We start from the raw sequence: 19,994 nt of genomic DNA on the forward strand, positions 1-19,994 counted from the left end.
CATTCATCCTCCCCAAAAGCTTCTTAAATAAATGAACAATCGTTTTGTTCATTCCACAAATCATTGTTGAAAATATTATTAGTAGCTTATCAACTGGGCAAACTACTGTCAAGAAACCATATAAAGTGCGACTTTTCCAAATAAACAGAAAAAGGTGTAGTGATGAACATGACTTATCCCACAAAAAAACTGGTACCTTTTTATTCAGCTGCTTATACCAGGTCCTACCTTACTAAATCATATGAGAGTATAAATATTGATCAAGCAAAAACAAAAAGCTTCCACACATGCTACTCATTTATTTATCATTTAAAACACGGAAATCTCTATATTGATCAAGCAAAAAAAGCTCCAATGGATTTAAAGCCAATGTTACTTTTTTATGGTTTAGTTCAATTCCTTAAAGCAATCATTTTAACTAAGGATCCTACGTATCCAGAAAATTCACAAGTGCTTGCTCATGGCGTTACAACTAGAAAACGAAAAAAATCAGGTTTTATCTTTTTAGATGACGAAGTAAAAATTCAAAAGAATGGTTTATTTACACATGCACTCGCTAAAATGTTCCACATGAAACATTTGGCTAATGATAAATTTAAAATGCGACACCTACTCCAACAGTTACCTGAAATGGAATCACTATTTATACAATTTAACCAACAACCTTTCCTATTTAAAGGAACTTTTCACAATCAGTCCATTCAATATGATTCATCCATTTTAGATTCATATCATATGACAGTGAATCGCTTCGAGCAATTTATTAAGTATAAAGAGCAGCCCTGGAGTAAAAAAGGAGTAACTATCACGGAAGGGAGACAGTTGATAACCATTCCTTATTCTAAAAAGCCTTCCCCCTCATCTGGCTTTCCTTTTACCTTTGACAATCAAGGACATCCCTATCTCTTCCGCTCTAGAGAAGGATATCTTGGTATGCCTGAGCTTCTGGTTCATTATTTATTGTTATACAATCTAAGTATGATATGTCGATATGAAACAGAGTGGTGGGGAGAGTTGATTCATACTTTTGATGGGAATGACCTTCCTTTCATTACACAGTATATTGACTTTACCACTTCTAGAATTAGCGCTCTAGTAGTAGATACTCTGCTACCCGATCGTACAAAGTAATTAACAATTTTATAGTCTATAAGCATAAATAAAGCATCCCATATTGATGGAATGCTTTCTCTCTATTTTATGCATCAAAAAAAGCATTCCATAAATGGAATGCTTGATCGCCTGGCAACGTCCTGGCTCATTCTTTCTCTTCTTCGGGGATGGTTCTAGGCATGCCGCTTTGCTCCGAAGCTTTTCACGTAGCTTGACGAAGTGAAAGAACTCGTCTCACAGGGGGAAAGGCATGATGTTTCTCATGGAAGCTTTTTCACGGCAAATCCTACGAAGTAATCAAAGAAGTTGCTGTTCCTTCGGACCAGTAAGCTCTATTGCGCCTTTATACTCTTTATGCATCAAAAAAAGCATTCCATAAATGGAATGCTTGATCGCCTGGCAACGTCCTACTCTCACAGGGGGAAGCCCCCAACTACCATCGGCGCAAAAGAGCTTAACGACCGTGTTCGGCATGGGAACGGGTGTGACCTCTTTGCTATCGCCACCAGACTATTTGATTGAGAGTGGTTCTCTCAAAACTAGATAATGCCCACAGGACGTGGGTACCAGGCGTTGCGACAGGACGTCGCGAACTTAGCGTGGTTTCCGTAAACATGTGTCAAGAATAATTTGGATAAGTCCTCGACCGATTAGTATCTGTCAGCTCCACGTGTCGCCACGCTTCCACACCAGACCTATCAACCTCATCATCTCTAAGGGGTCTTACTGGATTAACTCCATGGGAAATCTCATCTTGAGGGGGGCTTCATGCTTAGATGCTTTCAGCACTTATCCCGTCCACACGTAGCTACCCAGCGATGCTCCTGGCGGAACAACTGGTACACCAGCGGTGTGTCCATCCCGGTCCTCTCGTACTAAGGACAGCTCCTCTCAAATTTCCTACGCCCGCGACGGATAGGGACCGAACTGTCTCACGACGTTCTGAACCCAGCTCGCGTACCGCTTTAATGGGCGAACAGCCCAACCCTTGGGACCTACTTCAGCCCCAGGATGCGATGAGCCGACATCGAGGTGCCAAACCTCCCCGTCGATGTGGACTCTTGGGGGAGATAAGCCTGTTATCCCCAGGGTAGCTTTTATCCGTTGAGCGATGGCCCTTCCATGCGGAACCACCGGATCACTAAGCCCGACTTTCGTCCCTGCTCGACTTGTAGGTCTCGCAGTCAAGCTCCCTTATGCCTTTGCACTCTTCGAATGATTTCCAACCATTCTGAGGGAACCTTTGGGCGCCTCCGTTACTGTTTAGGAGGCGACCGCCCCAGTCAAACTGCCCACCTGACACTGTCCCTGAACCGGATCACGGTTCGAGGTTAGAATGTCAGCACAGTCAGGGTAGTATCCCACCGACGCCTCCATCGAAGCTGGCGCTCCGACTTCCAAGGCTCCTACCTATCCTGTACAAACTGTACCAACATCCAATATCAAGCTACAGTAAAGCTCCATGGGGTCTTTCCGTCCTGTCGCGGGTAACCTGCATCTTCACAGGTACTATAATTTCACCGGGTCTCTCGTTGAGACAGTATCCAAGTCGTTACACCATTCGTGCGGGTCGGAACTTACCCGACAAGGAATTTCGCTACCTTAGGACCGTTATAGTTACGGCCGCCGTTTACTGGGGCTTCAATTCAGAGCTTCTCCCGTAAGGGATAACCCCTCCTCTTAACCTTCCAGCACCGGGCAGGTGTCAGCCCCTATACTTCGCCTTGCGGCTTCGCAGAGACCTGTGTTTTTGCTAAACAGTCGCTTGGATCTTTTCACTGCGGCTCTCTCGGGCATACACCCTAATAGAGCACCCCTTCTCCCGAAGTTACGGGGTCATTTTGCCGAGTTCCTTAACGAGAGTTCTCCCGAGCGTCTTAGAATTCTCTTCTCGCCTACCTGTGTCGGTTTGCGGTACGGGCACCTCTCACCTCGCTAGAGGCTTTTCTTGGCAGTGTAGGATCAGGAACTTCGGTACTAAATTTCCCTCGCCATCACAACTCAGCCTTCACGAGAAGCGGATTTACCTACTTCTCAGCCTAATTGCTTGGACGCACATATCCATCAGTGCGCTTACCCTACCTTTCTGCGTCCCCCCATTACTCAAACGGTGAGGAGGTGGTACAGGAATTTCAACCTGTTGTCCATCGCCTACGCTTTTCAGCCTCGGCTTAGGTCCCGACTTACCCTGAGCGGACGAGCCTTCCTCAGGAAACCTTGGGCTTTCGACGGAGGGGATTCTCACCCCTCTTTTCGCTACTCATACCGGCATTCTCACTTCTAAGCGCTCCACCAGTCCTCTCGGTCTGACTTCGCAGCACTTAGAACGCTCCCCTACCACTGACACCTAAGGTGTCAATCCATAGCTTCGGTGATACGTTTAGCCCCGGTACATTTTCGGCGCAGAGTCACTCGACCAGTGAGCTATTACGCACTCTTTAAATGGTGGCTGCTTCTAAGCCAACATCCTGGTTGTCTGGGCAACTCCACATCCTTTTCCACTTAACGTATACTTTGGGACCTTAGCTGATGGTCTGGGCTGTTTCCCTCTTGACTACGGATCTTAGCACTCGCAGTCTGACTCCCGAGTAAAAGTTTTTGGCATTCGGAGTTTGACTGAATTCGGTAATCCTGTGGGGACCCCTAGTCCAATCAGTGCTCTACCTCCAAAACTCTCAACCTCGAGGCTAGCCCTAAAGCTATTTCGGGGAGAACCAGCTATTTCCGAGTTCGATTGGCATTTCACCCCTACCCACACCTCATCCCCGCATTTTTCAACATGCGTGGGTTCGGGCCTCCATTCAGTGTTACCTGAACTTCACCCTGGACATGGGTAGATCACACGGTTTCGGGTCTACGACGGCGTACTCATGCGCCCTATTCAGACTCGCTTTCGCTACGGCTCCGCCTTATCAGCTTAACCTTGCACGACATCGTAACTCGCCGGTTCATTCTACAAAAGGCACGCTGTCACCCATTAACGGGCTCCAACTAGTTGTAGGCACACGGTTTCAGGATCTGTTTCACTCCCCTTCCGGGGTGCTTTTCACCTTTCCCTCACGGTACTGGTTCACTATCGGTCACTAGGGAGTATTTAGCCTTGGGAGATGGTCCTCCCGGATTCCGACGGGGTTTCACGTGTCCCGCCGTACTCAGGATCCACTCTGGAGGAAATAGAATTTCGACTACAGGGCTGTTACCTTGTCTCGCGGATCTTTCCAGATCGCTTCGCCTATCCTATTTCTTTGTAACTCCGTATAGAGTGTCCTACAACCCCAAGAGGCAAGCCTCTTGGTTTGGGCTGTTACCGTTTCGCTCGCCGCTACTCAGGTAATCGCATTTGCTTTCTCTTCCTCTGGGTACTTAGATGTTTCAGTTCCCCAGGTCTGCCTCCTCATGCCCTATGTATTCAGGCATGGGTACTATTCCATTACGAATAGTGGGTTCCCCCATTCGGATATCCTCGGATCAAAGCTCACTTACAGCTCCCCGAGGCGTTTCGCCGTTCGTCGCGTCCTTCTTCGGCTCCTAGTGCCAAGGCATTCACCGTGCGCCCTTTCTAACTTAACCAACATTTAAAAAAGGTTGTTGAATTCTTGACATGCTCGTTCAATCTTCTCTATTTAAAGAGTCCGATGAACATTTCATGTTTACATTTCATTATCTAGTTTTCAAAGAACCAAGTACTAACTCTTACTCAACTTGGTGAGAATTAGTATTTAATTGAAGGATAGTTCCTTCAAAACTGAACAAAAGACCAAAGCGTATATGATCGTAAGATCATATATCGACTAGAGTTAAATACTCCATAGAAAGGAGGTGATCCAGCCGCACCTTCCGATACGGCTACCTTGTTACGACTTCACCCCAATCATCTGTCCCACCTTAGGCGGCTGGCTCCAAAAGGTTACCTCACCGACTTCGGGTGTTACAAACTCTCGTGGTGTGACGGGCGGTGTGTACAAGGCCCGGGAACGTATTCACCGCGGCATGCTGATCCGCGATTACTAGCAATTCCGGCTTCATGTAGGCGAGTTGCAGCCTACAATCCGAACTGAGAATGGCTTTATGGGATTCGCTCAACCTCGCGGTTTTGCAGCCCTTTGTACCATCCATTGTAGCACGTGTGTAGCCCAGGTCATAAGGGGCATGATGATTTGACGTCGTCCCCACCTTCCTCCGGTTTGTCACCGGCAGTCACCTTAGAGTGCCCAACTGAATGCTGGCAACTAAGATCAAGGGTTGCGCTCGTTGCGGGACTTAACCCAACATCTCACGACACGAGCTGACGACAACCATGCACCACCTGTCACTTTGTCCCCCGAAGGGGAAAGCCCTATCTCTAGGGTTGTCAAAGGATGTCAAGACCTGGTAAGGTTCTTCGCGTTGCTTCGAATTAAACCACATGCTCCACTGCTTGTGCGGGCCCCCGTCAATTCCTTTGAGTTTCAACCTTGCGGTCGTACTCCCCAGGCGGAGTGCTTAATGTGTTAACTTCGGCACTAAGGGCATCGAAACCCCTAACACCTAGCACTCATCGTTTACGGCGTGGACTACCAGGGTATCTAATCCTGTTTGCTCCCCACGCTTTCGCGCCTCAGCGTCAGTTACAGACCAGAGAGTCGCCTTCGCCACTGGTGTTCCTCCACATATCTACGCATTTCACCGCTACACGTGGAATTCCACTCTCCTCTTCTGTACTCAAGTCTCCCAGTTTCCAATGACCCTCCACGGTTGAGCCGTGGGCTTTCACATCAGACTTAAAAGACCGCCTGCGCGCGCTTTACGCCCAATAATTCCGGACAACGCTTGCCACCTACGTATTACCGCGGCTGCTGGCACGTAGTTAGCCGTGGCTTTCTGGTTAGGTACCGTCAAGGTGCCGCCCTATTCGAACGGCACTTGTTCTTCCCTAACAACAGAGCTTTACGATCCGAAAACCTTCATCACTCACGCGGCGTTGCTCCGTCAGACTTTCGTCCATTGCGGAAGATTCCCTACTGCTGCCTCCCGTAGGAGTCTGGGCCGTGTCTCAGTCCCAGTGTGGCCGATCACCCTCTCAGGTCGGCTACGCATCGTCGCCTTGGTAAGCCATTACCTTACCAACTAGCTAATGCGCCGCGGGCCCATCTGTAAGTGATAGCAAGAAGCCATCTTTTACCGTCCCTCCATGAGGAGGAACGGGTTATCCGGTATTAGCCCCGGTTTCCCGGAGTTATCCCAGTCTTACAGGTAGGTTGCCCACGTGTTACTCACCCGTCCGCCGCTAACATCAGGGAGCAAGCTCCCATCAGTCCGCTCGACTTGCATGTATTAGGCACGCCGCCAGCGTTCGTCCTGAGCCAGGATCAAACTCTCCATAAAAGTGTTTGATTAAGCTCACTTACATAAGATACGCTAGCATCTTGTTTTAAAAATTGACGAGATATCATGTATCTCTATTTCGCTTGGCTTTTGTTCAGTTTTCAAAGAACTTTTTCGTCCGTCGCTCGTTGGCGACCTAACTAATATACCATCACAGCAACGTTCCGTCAACATCTTTTTTTAAGTTGTTTTGTTTGCGTTGTTGTGGTTCGTCTCAGCGACAAGTAATAATATAACATACAGTAAATATTTTATGCAACACTTTTTTTTAAAAGAAAAATATATAAAGATGAGAACCTCTCACCTTTATTACACAATCACTTCAATTTGCAATGACTGATCTTCATTGAGTTCAAAAATTTCCCCAGTGTGAAGAAGCTTTAACATAGGATTATTTAGACGCTGATTATTAAAGAATATAATTTCTGCTTGGACGCCACTTTTCAAACGAACTCTTGCACCGATTGAAAGTTGACTAAAGCTTTCGCAAAACGTTTGTATGATTCGATGTTCAAATCTCCCGAAATGATCCTTACACAAATGATTAAGTACATCGTAAGGCGATTGCTTTTTACTATAAATACGTTCAGAGGTCATAGCATGAAAAACATCGGCTACCGCAATAACTTGACTAAAAGTATGTAGCTTTTTTTTGTCACTCCTCAACGGATAGCCACTACGATCAATTCGTTCATGATGTTGGAGGACAGATAATAAGATAGCATTAGAAACTCCTGTTACTTCTTTTAACATGTTATAAGAATGCACAGGATGTTTTTTGATCTCATTAAATTCAAATTTACTTAATGGACCCTTTTTCATCAAAATCTTACTAGGAACCTTAGACATCCCTGCATCACATAGCGCTCCAGCTATACCAACCTGTAACCAATCACGCTTTGAATAATGAAGTTTCTTGGCTATAAATGCCGCTAAGCATCCTACGGAAACAGAATGATGATAAATGTATTCCTCAACTTTGCTTAGGTGATGGATCGTTAACAGCTCTTTAGGATGGTCTAGTATATATTCAAAAAGTGGTGTTAAGCACTTTCTAACATATATCATCTCTACTTTTTTGCCTGATTGCCACTCTATATACAGCTTTCGATATTGTTTAACAGCTTCATTATAGATCTCTATAAACTTCTTTTCTTTTTTAACTTCTCCTTTTATTTCTTTATTTGACTCGTATATTATTCCTTGTGGCTTAAATTTTTCTCCATTAGCAAGGGTGGATTCAACTTCCACTATTGGTACTAAGAAAGATTTGATAGCCGATATATGGTTAGCATTTAAGACCGTGTTCTCTTTTACAATCGGGGTATCTGTATGGCCCATTATCGGAACTGATAGAATGCATCCTTCAATTAGCTGATTAGGAGTAATTTTCATACCTACCCTCCCTATACTGATTAATTAGAACTAGTTCTTTATGCCTTTATTATACATTATAAAACAAATAAGGGAACTTTTAAATAAGGGAACTTTTAATTTTCAAATTGTTAAATAAAGGAATTAAATAAGGTCGATTAACACAAAAAACCTCCTAAGACGTTGTTAGTCTTAGGAGGTTCGTTTTATTCCTCGGAATTTGAATCATCTTCAATAGAAACGTCAGTAGCAAGTCCTTGACCTTCTTCTGTAGATTCTACACCTTCTTCTGATTCTATATCTTCCAATTCTTCTACTTCTTCATCTTCAATATCTACTCTAGCTACAGTTGCTACTTCTTCCCCTTCATTTACTCGGATTAAAGTAACACCTTGTGTATTACGACCAGTGGTTGAGATCCCTTCAACATGCATACGAATGATGATACCACTTGCTGTGATGATCATGATATCGTGATCGTCGGATACAATTTTCAAGGCAACAAGCAAACCGTTTTTATCGGTAATATTACATGTCTTGATTCCTTTACCGCCACGATTTTGGACACGGTACTCTTCAATTGGAGTTCGTTTTCCATACCCATTTTCAGTTACAATCAGTACTTGGTGTCCTTCTTCTAAAATATCCATACCAACTACATGATCATCGTTTGTTAGGGAAATCCCTTTCACACCGCCAGCTGTACGTCCCATTAATCGAACATCATCTTCCTGGAACCTAATCGCCATACCATTCTTTGTACCAATGATAATCTCTCGGTTTCCATCTGTTAAACGAACACCATGTAATTCATCTTCACCACGTAAAGTAATTGCAAACAAACCACCACGACGTATGTTAGCAAATGATGAAAGCTGTGTACGTTTAGCAATTCCGTGTTTAGTTAGGAAGAAAAGATACGAATTTTCATCAAACTCTTCAATTGGGATAACGGTACTTATCGTCTCATCTTGCTCAATTTGCAAGAGATTAATAATTGGAATCCCTTTAGCTGTACGCCCAAGTTCAGGGATTTCATATCCTTTTAAGCGATACACCTTCCCTTTATTCGTAAAGAAGAGAATCGTATGATGTGAGTTTGTTGTAAATAGATGTTGCATAAAGTCATCATCATTCGTACCCATTCCTTGAATCCCTTTTCCACCACGTCTTTGACTACGGTATGTAGAAATTGGCATACGCTTGATATAGCCATGGTGTGTAAGGGTGATGACCACATTTTGACGAGGAATCAAATCTTCATCTTCAAGGTGATCTTCGTTCATCGAGATAATCGTACGACGTTGATCATTGAATTTCTCTTTTACTTCATGTAATTCCTCACGAATAATCTCTAATACTCTCTCGTCATTAGCAAGAATGGCTTTTAGCTCAGTAATTTTAGCGATTAATTCGTTGTATTCATTCTCAATCTTATCTCGCTCTAATCCTGTTAGACGTTGTAAACGCATATCGAGAATAGCCTGAGCCTGTTCATAGCTTAATTCAAATTGTTCCATTAAACCATTACGGGCAATTTCTGTTGTTTGAGAGCTACGAATTAACTTAATTACTTCATCTAGATGATCAAGCGCAATACGTAAACCTTCTAAGATATGAGCACGAGCTTCTGCTTTTCTTAATTCAAAGGCAGTACGTCTGCGAATCACTACTACTTGATGAGCGAGGTAGTGTTCAAGACATTCCTTTAGCGTCAATACTTTCGGTTGTCCATCTACTAGCGCAAGTAAATTAATACCAAAGCTTGTTTGAAGAGCTGTTTGTTTATATAAATTGTTAAGCAAGACATTTGCATTTGCACCTCGTCGTAACTCGATAACGATACGCATACCGTTACGGTCAGACTCATCTCGCAAGTCAGTAATACCTTCAATTTTCTTCTCGCGAACGAGCTCCGCAATTTTCTCAATTAACTTCGCTTTGTTCACTTGATAAGGTAGTTCAGAAACAAGGATTCTTTGTTTGCCTTTATAATCCTCAATCTCTGTTTGAGCACGTAATGTAATCGAACCTCTACCAGTTTGATACGCTTTTCGAATACCAGAACGTCCTAGAATTTCTGCTCCAGTTGGGAAATCAGGACCCGGTATATATTCCATTAATTCTGGAATACTGATGTCAGGGTTCTTTGATAACGCAAGAACACCATCAATGACTTCTCCTAATTGGTGAGGTGGAATATTTGTAGCCATCCCTACCGCAATCCCAGACGCACCGTTTACTAGTAAGTTTGGAAACCTCGCTGGTAAAACGATTGGTTCACGCTCTGAACCATCATAGTTATCTTGATAGTCAATTGTGTCTTTATTAATATCACGAATAATTTCCATCGAGATTTTAGACATTTTCGCTTCTGTATAACGCATCGCAGCTGCTGCATCTCCATCAACTGACCCGAAGTTTCCATGTCCATCAATAAGCATATAACGATAACTGAAATCTTGCGCCATACGTACCATTGTTTCGTATACAGCAGAGTCACCATGAGGGTGATACTTACCAATAACTTCACCGACAATACGAGCTGATTTCTTATAGGCTTTATCTGATGTCATACCTAGCTCATTCATCGCAAATAAAATACGGCGATGTACAGGCTTTAGGCCATCACGTGCATCTGGTAAGGCACGACTGACGATGACACTCATTGCATAATCCATAAACGATGTTTTCATTTCTTGGCTTATATTTATCTCTTTTACTCTTGATTGGTCTTGTTCAGCCATCTATTTACAAACCTCCATCTATCCGCCTAAATATCCAGATTCTTCACATAGTGTGCGTTCTCTTGAATAAAGTCGCGTCTTGGTTCCACACGATCACCCATTAAAATCTCAAAGATCTCATCTGCCTTCATAGCATCCTCTAAAGTAACTTGCAGCACAGTTCGAGACCCCGGATCCATTGTCGTTTCCCAAAGTTGAGTAGGGTTCATTTCCCCAAGACCCTTATACCGTTGAATACCCACTTTACTTCGCTCAGTATATTGAGACATGATTACATCTAACTCTTTGTCGTTATACGCATATTGTAAGTCGCGACCTTGAGTCACTTTATATAATGGTGGTTGTGCGATATAGATATATCCTTTTTCAATTAAAGGACGCATGTAACGATAGAAGAACGTAAGAATTAACGTTCTGATATGCGCACCATCTACATCGGCATCCGTCATAATAATAATTTTGTGGTAACGGGCTTTTTCAATATTAAAATCATCGCCAATACCAGTACCTAGTGCTGTAATGATTGCACGAATCTCGTTATTTGCAAGAATTTTATCAAGTCTTGCTTTTTCAACATTAATAATTTTACCACGAAGAGGCAGAATGGCTTGGAAGTGACGATCACGCCCTTGCTTTGCTGAACCCCCAGCAGAGTCACCCTCAACGATATAAATTTCACTAATTGTTGCATCCTTCGACGAACAATCAGCTAATTTACCAGGCAAGGAGCTGACTTCAAGTGCACTTTTACGTCTCGTCAGTTCGCGTGCTTTTTTAGCGGCTTCACGAGCTCTAGATGCCATCAACCCTTTTTCAACAATTTTCTTACCCACTTGCGGATGTTCAATCATGAAACGAGAAAAAGCTTCTGTAAATAATGAATCGGTAATTGTACGAGCTTCACTGTTACCAAGCTTCGTTTTTGTTTGTCCTTCAAACTGCGGATCAGGAATTTTAACAGAAATAATCGCTGTTAATCCTTCACGCACATCTTCCCCAGTTAAATTCGGATCATTTTCTTTAAAAAGACTATTCTTTCTTGCATAGTCATTAATAACACGTGTTAATCCGGTCTTAAAACCAGATTCATGCGTACCACCTTCATGAGTACTAATGTTATTAGCAAACGAATAGATATTACTCACATAGCCCTCATTGTATTGAACGGCTACTTCTACCGTTAAACCTTCTTTTTCAGCTTCAATGTGGATCGGTTCATCATGAAGGACTTCTTTCGAACGGTTTAAATGCTCAACGAACGAAGCGATACCACCCTCATAGTAATAAGTAGCTGTTTTCTCTTCGCCACGTTTATCGGTAATAATGATTGTTAGCCCTTTATTTAAAAACGCAAGTTCACGTAAGCGAGTTGCAAGTATGTCAAATTCATACTCAGTCGTTTCTGTAAAAATTTCAGTATCAGGTTTAAAACGGATAATCGTACCACGTTTATCGGTTTCGCCAATGATAGATAAATCAGCAGCCGGAACCCCGCGATTGTATTCTTGATAGTACACTTGATTTTCTCTGTGTACTTCTACTTCAAGTTTTGTAGATAGAGCATTTACTACAGATGCACCAACGCCGTGAAGACCACCCGAAACTTTATATCCACCGCCGCCAAACTTACCGCCGGCGTGTAAAACTGTCATAATAACTTCAACAGCTGGACGTCCCATTTTTTCATGAATTCCAACAGGAATCCCGCGTCCATTATCTTCAACAGAAATACTATTATCCTCTTCAATCGTTACTTTAATCGTATCACAATGTCCTGCCATTGCTTCATCGATACTATTATCAACGATCTCCCAAACTAAGTGATGTAGTCCACGCCCACTAGTAGATCCTATGTACATTCCAGGACGTTTCCTAACTGCTTCTAACCCTTCAAGGACTTGTATCTGACTTTCATCATACGCTTGATGTTCAGAATGTTGTTCATTCTTCACTTTATTCACCTTCATTCTCAAAGTTCTTCATGCATATACTTCTAAAAAAGACTACTCTACATCTTCCTCAATACTAGTTTGAATCTCAAGATCTGACACTACTTGAGCTCTTTTATTTAATGTCAGTGAGGATACGGGGGAAAAATATACAACATCATCTGTAATCACAATTGATTTTGTAAAGTCTTGTGAGATGACTGTACATTTTTTTCGCTCCTTTTCAGTTTTAAGATAAGCCTTTGTCACAACTGACATATCTTGTACGTCACGATCTAGTATGGCAATAATTTCTTTTGAGCGAATGATGACATCTCCACCTAAATGAATAAACATAGCACACCGCCTTATGCGTCGTTTGAAATTGTTCCTTGTTCGACTCTAAAGATTGCTGCACCGTTTAGCGCTTCGTGATGAACCCCGCTAATAGAGGTTGTCGTCACAAAGGTTTGAACACGCTGACCAATAGAGTGTAATAAATGAGATTGTCTATAATCATCTAACTCAGAGAGGACATCATCCAATAAAAGAATCGGATATTCGCCTATTTCAGCATGAATCAATTCGATTTCAGCCAACTTAACTGCCAATGCAGTTGTTCTTTGTTGACCTTGAGAGCCATAGGTTTGTACATCGCGATCGTTCACTAGAAAACCAAGATCATCTCTTTGAGGTCCAAATAATGTAACCCCTCGAGCAATCTCACGTTTCTTCTTCTCTTCATATGTTTTCATGAATACTTCTTTCATTTTCGGCAAGTCCATCTCTTCTAATACATCACATGATGGTTTGTATTCAATTTTAAGTCGTTCTTTAGCCCTGCTAATATCATGGTGAATTTCTTCAGCCCACTTTTGCAGTTGACCTAAAAAGACAAAGCGCCGCTTCGTAATTTGCGTAGCTAACTCAACTAACTGCTCTGTTAAAATATCAAGCATGTCCAACGAACCTTTACCAATTTGTAAATCTTTCAATAAGAAATTACGTTGTTGGAGTACTTTTTGATAGAGCCCTAAGTGGTGCAAGTAGATAGGGCTAATTTGACCGAGCTCCATATCGATAAATCTTCTACGCAGTTGCGGACTACCCTTCACTAAGTTCAAATCCTCTGGCGCAAACATGACAACATTAACGGCTCCAACATACTCACTGAGCTTTCGTTTTTCTATTCCGTTTAACTTGACCTTTTTTCCCTTTGTTGAAATTACAAGATCAAGCTCAATTGAACCAGTTTGTCTACTCACTTGCCCTTGAAGTTTGGCAAAGTCATTTGTCCAGCGAATTAATTCCTTGTCTTTTGAGGTCCGGTGGGATTTAGCAAGGGCTAACACATAAATAGCTTCAATTGCATTTGTTTTGCCTTGGGCGTTCTCACCGATAAACACATTCATTCTGTCATCAAAATTGAGCTCAACTCGTTCGTAATTGCGAAACTGGCGAATGTGAAGCGACTTAATAATCATCTACTTAACCCTTAACCATTCACAATTTCGATTATTGTTTCATCAGCTAGCTTCACACGATCTCCTGTGAAGAGCTTTTTCCCACGACGATTTTCTAACTCTCCGTTCACGTACACTTCATATTCACTTAAATACCATTTCGCCATACCACCAGTATCAATCGCCCCTACTTCTTTTAAAAGCTGGCCTAAGGTGATGTACTCTGTTGAAATTGAAAGTTGGTTCATTTGAAATCCTCACTCTTTCTCGCTCAATTGAGCAAAATGTTTATCCACCAAAGTTAAGACAGCAAATCAATGGTGAGATGCTGCCTTCTTTGTTTTCCGTCTTCGATTAGTCTTTACTCTATTGTACTAGAGACAAGCCAGATAGCCAAGACCTACTTCATAAACGCTTGGTGTATTGGCCTAAATTTTAAAATTCTAGTACGTACGAACTGGAGAAAAGAGGTGTAAATAATGGTCATGGTCAGTAGGACGAATCACGAAAGGACTCATAGCTCCAGTGAACACAATATTAATTTCTTCACTATCTACAACCTTTAGAGCATCAATGATATTTTTTCCGTTAAAGGAAATACGCATATCTTCTCCTTGCATATTATCACTTTGAATACTTTCTGTTACTTTACCTACCTCAGGTTGAATAGATGTAATTTCAATCAATCCACCTTCAAGGGTTTTTAAATTGATGACGTTGTTCTTTCCTTCACGAGAAAGCAACAACGCACGTTCAAGCGTTTGTAAAAAAGGCTTAGATTTTAGTGTGAAAGATGTTTTGGACTGGGTTGGAATCATATTTTTAGTAACCGGATACTTTCCTTCTAGCAAACGAGAGAAAAATAATAGGTTTTTTAATTTAAATAAAATTTGATTTTCAGTAACAACTACATCAATTAGCTCGTTTGAATCATCAAGAATCTTACTAAGTTCATTTAGTGATTTACCAGGGATCACTACATTCGAAAATGAAAGTTCTTCATCATTACGTTCGATCGTCGCTTTTCGCATAGCGAGACGATGGCTATCTGTAGCAGTACAGATTAATTCTCCAGCTTCCGTCTCTAGGTTTACACCTGTCAACACCGGGCGTGTTTCTTGAGTGGACACTGCGAAGACTGTTTGACGAATCATATTCTTCAACATATCTTGCGGTAGTCGGAAAAGAAGATCTTCTTCTAGCTGCGGAAGACGCGGATACTCTTCCGGATCAAGTCCATTTAAATTAAAAACAGAGGAACCTGAGCGTATCGTTGTAGCAAATTGATCTTGCACAATAACCTCGATTGTATCTCCTGGAAGCTTTTTAACAATCTCGGCAAAGAAACGCGCTTGCAGTACAATGCTTCCTTCTTCTTCGATCGTTACTATTTCCGTTTCAGCATCCTCTTTAGGGATAAACGTTTCAATCGACACATCTGAGTCACTTCCAGTTAACGTTACTCCTTCATGGTCAGCGACTATTTTAATTCCAGTCAAAATAGGAATTGTTGTACGAGAAGATACGGCTTTTGCAACATGCTGAACATCATGAACAAAGCGATCTCGTTGAATAGTAAATTGCATGATTAAATGCCCCTTTAATAATTAATTTATATTTTAAAAAAGATCGTAATAATAGTAATAGGGAGTGTGGATTTGTGGATAACTACTATTTTAAGTTGAAAGAGAGAGCCTATCAACATGTGGATAATGTGTTGATAGGCCTGCACTAGTTATTAACAGTGTACACAATTTATTTTTGCTTAAGAGCGAAGTTGCTCCATGATTTCTTGTACTTTTTGCTGAAGTTCTTGATCGGTTGTTAGCATCCTTGAAATTTTCTCGTGTGCATGAATGACGGTGGTGTGATCTCTACCGCCAAACTCACTTCCGATTTTAGGGAGAGATGCGTCTGTCATTTCGCGTGATAGATACATAGCGATTTGTCTAGGATAAGCAACTGACTTTGTCCTTTTCTTTGCCTTAAAGTCTTCTAACTTCACATGGTAGAACTCACCTACCAATTTCTGAATATCGGTAATCGTTAATATTTTCGGCTTGGAATTCGGAATAATATCTTTTAGAGCTTCAGCTGCCAAGTCGGCGTTCATATCTTGATTAATTAAAGAAGAATAAGCAACTACCCGGATGAGTGCTCCTTCTAACTCTCTAATATTAGTATCGATTTGATTGGCGATATAGAGCATGACTTCATTTGGAATATCTAAGTTTTCAGCCTTTGCTTTCTTTCTCAAGATCGCAATACGCGTTTCTAAGTCAGGCGGTGTAATGTCGGTAATAAGGCCCCACTCAAACCTTGAACGCAAACGATCCTCGAGCGTAGGAATTTCTTTAGGCGGTCGATCACTTGAAATGACTATTTGCTTTGATTCCTCATGTAATGCATTAAATGTATGGAAAAATTCTTCTTGTGTTTGTTCTTTTCCAGCTAAGAACTGAATATCATCAATAAGCAGGACATCTACATTGCGATACTTATTGCGAAAGTTAACCGCTTTGTTATCACGAATGGAATTAATAAATTCATTTGTGAACTTCTCTGATGAAAGATAGACCACTTTTGCATTTGGATTGTGATCCATCACATAATGCCCAATTGCATGCATTAAGTGAGTTTTGCCAAGTCCTACGCCCCCGTAAATAAATAGAGGATTATAAGCTTTAGCTGGTGCTTCGGCCACAGCGAGCGAAGCGGCATGTGCAAAGCGGTTCCCAGAACCAATAACAAATGTATCAAATGTGTATTTGTCATTTAACATTGTTTTGGTGCCGTTACTATTGCCATTAGTATCCGGTACTGGCTTTTTCTTTTTAGGTGGCTCAATTAAAAAATCATCCTCAAGTTCGTTTTGAGGGATGACAAATCTCGGAATTAAGCGGGCTCCCGTTAATTGTTCTATTGTATCGGAGGTTAGTCCGGCATAATGCTCCTCTAGCCAGTCCCGAGCAAATTCATTTGGTGCTGTAATGGTTATGACATCGTTTTGAATGTCATTAGCTTTAGTTGATTTAAGCCATGTCTCATAACTAGGCTTACTCACTTTTTTCTCCATTTCAGCTAAAGCTCGTTCCCATAAATCATGTATATTCTCCAACCGACGTACCCTCCTTTTTCACCGTTTCTTTAAGTAACTCGTTTTCCATTCACCATAAAAAGCCGCTGTAAAACCTTTGTACAACGTCCAGAAATCAGTGAATAAATATCCATACACACCCCAAATGTGGAGAGAGATATAATATAGTAGGAAAATAACTTTTAAACATTTATAGACATCCTGTGGACAAGGTATTAAACAGTCTTGAAAAACTGTCCACAAGTTTACCCACAGGTTGTGGACAATATTAAGGTGGAATTAGGCTATCCACGAGTGAAAACATATTAATCATAGCAAAAAAACAGTACTCCCGCAACGCTTTCTTGTATTTATCCACATAGCACAGGATCTTGTGTTTCGAACTTGTCCACAACACAAGATATGTGAATAAGGTGTCGATAAAGTTGAGGATAGACCGAAAAATGTCGAAAATAAGTTATCCACATGGGTTTTTGGAGAATGTAGAAGTTTGGTGTACAATAGAGGAGAATAAATAAATGGATCGTTTAATAGCTGAAGATCGAGTAGGGTTGTTTGGTAATTTAAAAACTTATCTTGACAACTGCACCTCATGTTTCTTATAATTTACAAGAATGTCTTTAGAAAGTATCCTCAGGGAGGTGTAATAAATGGGAAAACCAACTTTCCAACCGAATAATCGTAAACGTAAAAAAGTACACGGTTTCCGTACGCGTATGAGTACTAAAAACGGCCGCAATGTATTAGCTCGTCGTCGTCGTAAAGGAAGAAAAGTATTATCTGCATAGGCCACTGAATGTCAGTGGTCTTTTTCTACTTCTAAAAGAAGGAAGATCTAAGTAGAATGTTGAAGGTTTAAGTTCAGATAATCTTTTGAGTGTTTGAGGTGTACGTACATGAGAAAAGAGCAACGGATCAAGAAAAACGAAGAGTTCTCGTCCGTATTTAAAAAAGGTCAGTCCGTTGCCAATCGGCAATTTGTACTGTATTCCTTGAAAAAAGAGGGACAAGCTAATTTTCGAATTGGGTTGTCCGTAAGTAAAAAAGTCGGGAATGCTGTTGTTCGCAATCGTATTAAACGGTATGTGAGAACAGTATTCCTAACTTATCAAGAAGAGCTTCCGCCAAATTATGATTTTGTCATTATTGCTAGACACCCAGTTGCTGAAATGGACTTTCATCAAGTCGAATCTAGTTTAAAACATGTGCTCAAAAAAGCACGCCATATAAAAAAGAAGGATCATACGTCACATTAAGAATCGGATCTATTCATTATAATAATATTGTAGATTATCGGTGAACTGTTCTGATTGGTACGTGCGTTCATATAAATAGAACGAAGATGGACAAGGAGGAGAGCTCGTGCTCAAGAAGTTTGGACTAATAACAATGATAATTGGTCTGCTCTTTGTTATGACTGGATGTTTTGACATTGATCAACCAATCACAAGAGATAGTGAAGGGTTCTGGAATTCATATTTTGTTTACCCACTATCTTGGCTCATCATTTATTTTGGAGAATTGTTAAATAGTTACGGTCTGTCTATTATTGTCGTAACGATTTTATTACGTCTATTAATTCTTCCACTAATGATCAAGCAAACCAAGAGTGCAAAAGCGATGCAAGCAATCCAACCGGAGATGCAAAAGCTTCGTGAAAAATACAGTGCTAAAGATCAAAAAACTCAACAAAAACTACAACAAGAAATGATGGCTATGTTCCAAGAGCGTGGTGTAAATCCACTAGCTGGTTGCTTACCTCTATTGGTGCAGATGCCAATCTTACTTGCTTTTTATCACGCGATTATGCGTACAGATGTAATTGGTAACTACTCATTCCTTTGGTTTGAATTAGGAGCACCAGATCCATTTGTCTTACCGATTGTTGCAGGTATCACAACATTCATCCAACAAAAGATGATGATGGTAACGGACAATCCGCAAATGAAGATTCTTCTATATGTAATGCCAGTTATGATTTTTGTCTTTGCCATGTTCTTCCCAGCAGCTCTAACACTTTACTGGGTAGTAGGTAACCTTGTAATGATTACTCAAACATACTTTATTACAGGACCGAATGTTGGAAAAAGCAAAACAGCTGAAGCTACTGCAGGAGGGAAGAAAAAGTGACCCATGTGACTGTATCAGGTACGACGATTGAAGAAGCTATAAAAAAAGCATTGTTGGAACTTGAAACGACGGAAGCACGTCTTTCGTATCGAGTTGTCGAAGAACCGAAAAAAGGATTTCTAGGCTTTCTTGGATCAAGACCCGCAACAATTGAAGCTCACATCAAACCTGATCCAATCATGGAAGCTTATTCATTTCTAGAAACAACCATTTCTTTAATGGGAGTTCCAGCTACAATTGAGCAAAGTGAAGGTCAAGGGAAAACTCGTTTTGACTTAAAAAGCACAGAAGATATGGGTCGCGTGATTGGAAAGCGAGGGCAAACGCTCGAATCCTTAGATTATTTAACGAATCTAGTCGCTAATCGTCACAAAGACGCAGATTATGTTGCCGTTGAAGTCGATGCAGAAAATTATCGCGAAAGACGTAGAGAAGCCCTTGTTCAGCTTGCACTGCGTGTAGCCGAAAAAGCTAAAGCAATCAATAAGCCTGTTTCGCTAGAACCGATGAGTGCCCAAGAACGTAAAGTCATTCATTCTGCCTTGCAGTCTGCTGCAGGTGTCGAAACGTACTCGAAGGGAAAGGGACGCGAACGACATATTGTCGTCGGCCCTAAATAAATGAAGAACGAGGATGGCTCAAAGTGAGTCATCCTTTTTCTCTGGTTAGTAGTACTAAGCATAATATAGAAGAAAGATCAAGCTTCTGACATAGCTTTTAGAAGATGCGTATGCTATTCTAAACATTTAGGAGTTACTTTTTAATGAGTATGCAAAGA

At 41.4% G+C, this 19,994-nt stretch carries 13 protein-coding genes and 3 rRNA genes; 5 read left to right on the forward strand and 11 right to left on the reverse strand.

What is annotated here, in order from left to right:
* Positions 1-168 precede the first annotated feature (168 nt).
* On the forward strand, positions 169-1,131 hold the full coding sequence (locus tag AB3N04_RS11395) for a YaaC family protein (protein WP_368502924.1): 963 nt from the start codon (positions 169-171) through the stop codon (positions 1,129-1,131).
* A gap of 376 nt (positions 1,132-1,507) precedes the next feature.
* Here AB3N04_RS11395 and rrf read toward each other — a convergent pair.
* The 11 genes from rrf to dnaA form a co-directional block, all read right to left on the reverse strand.
* Positions 1,508-1,623: ribosomal RNA gene (rrf, locus tag AB3N04_RS11400) — 5S ribosomal RNA — on the reverse strand.
* Between the two features lie 120 nt (positions 1,624-1,743).
* Positions 1,744-4,683: ribosomal RNA gene (locus AB3N04_RS11405) — 23S ribosomal RNA — on the reverse strand.
* 242 nt (positions 4,684-4,925) lie between these two features.
* Positions 4,926-6,477: ribosomal RNA gene (locus AB3N04_RS11410) — 16S ribosomal RNA — on the reverse strand.
* Together the 16S, 23S and 5S rRNA genes form the textbook arrangement of a ribosomal RNA operon.
* Before the next feature lie 309 nt (positions 6,478-6,786).
* Positions 6,787-7,872: an HD-GYP domain-containing protein gene (locus AB3N04_RS11415; RefSeq protein ID WP_368502925.1), complete on the reverse strand. Its 1,086-nt coding sequence runs from the start codon at positions 7,870-7,872 to the stop codon at positions 6,787-6,789.
* A gap of 185 nt (positions 7,873-8,057) precedes the next feature.
* Positions 8,058-10,598: a DNA gyrase subunit A gene (gene gyrA / locus AB3N04_RS11420; RefSeq protein WP_368502926.1), complete on the reverse strand. Its 2,541-nt coding sequence runs from the start codon at positions 10,596-10,598 to the stop codon at positions 8,058-8,060.
* Positions 10,599-10,624: 26 nt separating this feature from the next.
* Positions 10,625-12,565, reverse strand: a complete 1,941-nt coding sequence (gene gyrB, locus AB3N04_RS11425; RefSeq protein ID WP_368502927.1) for a DNA topoisomerase (ATP-hydrolyzing) subunit B — start codon at positions 12,563-12,565, stop codon at positions 10,625-10,627.
* Between the two features lie 36 nt (positions 12,566-12,601).
* Positions 12,602-12,883 (reverse strand): extracellular matrix regulator RemB, encoded by a 282-nt coding sequence (gene remB, locus AB3N04_RS11430; protein ID WP_047973637.1) that lies wholly within the window; start codon positions 12,881-12,883, stop codon positions 12,602-12,604.
* Positions 12,884-12,894: 11 nt separating this feature from the next.
* Positions 12,895-14,010 carry a DNA replication/repair protein RecF gene (gene recF / locus AB3N04_RS11435; protein WP_368502928.1) on the reverse strand — a complete coding sequence of 372 codons (1,116 nt, stop codon included), beginning with the start codon at positions 14,008-14,010 and terminating at the stop codon, positions 12,895-12,897.
* An 11-nt stretch (positions 14,011-14,021) separates the two neighbouring features.
* Positions 14,022-14,237 (reverse strand): S4 domain-containing protein YaaA, encoded by a 216-nt coding sequence (gene yaaA, locus AB3N04_RS11440; protein ID WP_047973639.1) that lies wholly within the window; start codon positions 14,235-14,237, stop codon positions 14,022-14,024.
* A 195-nt stretch (positions 14,238-14,432) separates the two neighbouring features.
* Positions 14,433-15,575: a DNA polymerase III subunit beta gene (dnaN, locus tag AB3N04_RS11445; RefSeq protein ID WP_317121916.1), complete on the reverse strand. Its 1,143-nt coding sequence runs from the start codon at positions 15,573-15,575 to the stop codon at positions 14,433-14,435.
* Positions 15,576-15,754: 179 nt separating this feature from the next.
* Positions 15,755-17,107: a chromosomal replication initiator protein DnaA gene (dnaA, locus tag AB3N04_RS11450; protein WP_368502929.1), complete on the reverse strand. Its 1,353-nt coding sequence runs from the start codon at positions 17,105-17,107 to the stop codon at positions 15,755-15,757.
* Positions 17,108-17,736: 629 nt separating this feature from the next.
* Here dnaA and rpmH point away from each other — a divergent pair.
* From rpmH to jag, 4 genes are all read left to right on the forward strand, one after another.
* A complete protein-coding gene (gene rpmH, locus AB3N04_RS11455) occupies positions 17,737-17,874 on the forward strand; it encodes a 50S ribosomal protein L34 (protein WP_047972787.1) in 138 nt (45 codons plus the stop codon).
* A 108-nt stretch (positions 17,875-17,982) separates the two neighbouring features.
* The gene (gene rnpA, locus AB3N04_RS11460) at positions 17,983-18,342 is read left to right on the forward strand and encodes a ribonuclease P protein component (protein WP_368502930.1); all 360 of its coding nucleotides are present in this window, start codon (positions 17,983-17,985) and stop codon (positions 18,340-18,342) included.
* A 106-nt stretch (positions 18,343-18,448) separates the two neighbouring features.
* Positions 18,449-19,216: a YidC family membrane integrase SpoIIIJ gene (gene spoIIIJ / locus AB3N04_RS11465; RefSeq protein WP_047972789.1), complete on the forward strand. Its 768-nt coding sequence runs from the start codon at positions 18,449-18,451 to the stop codon at positions 19,214-19,216.
* Complete coding sequence (gene jag / locus AB3N04_RS11470; protein ID WP_368502931.1) at positions 19,213-19,836, forward strand: RNA-binding cell elongation regulator Jag/EloR; 624 nt, start codon at positions 19,213-19,215, stop codon at positions 19,834-19,836. The genes spoIIIJ and jag overlap by 4 nt, the downstream gene beginning before the upstream one ends.
* Positions 19,837-19,994 lie beyond the last annotated feature (158 nt).

This window comes from Alkalihalophilus sp. As8PL (assembly GCF_040939795.1).
GTDB classification, from domain to species: Bacteria; Bacillota; Bacilli; order Bacillales; family Bacillaceae_D; genus Alkalihalophilus; species Alkalihalophilus lindianensis.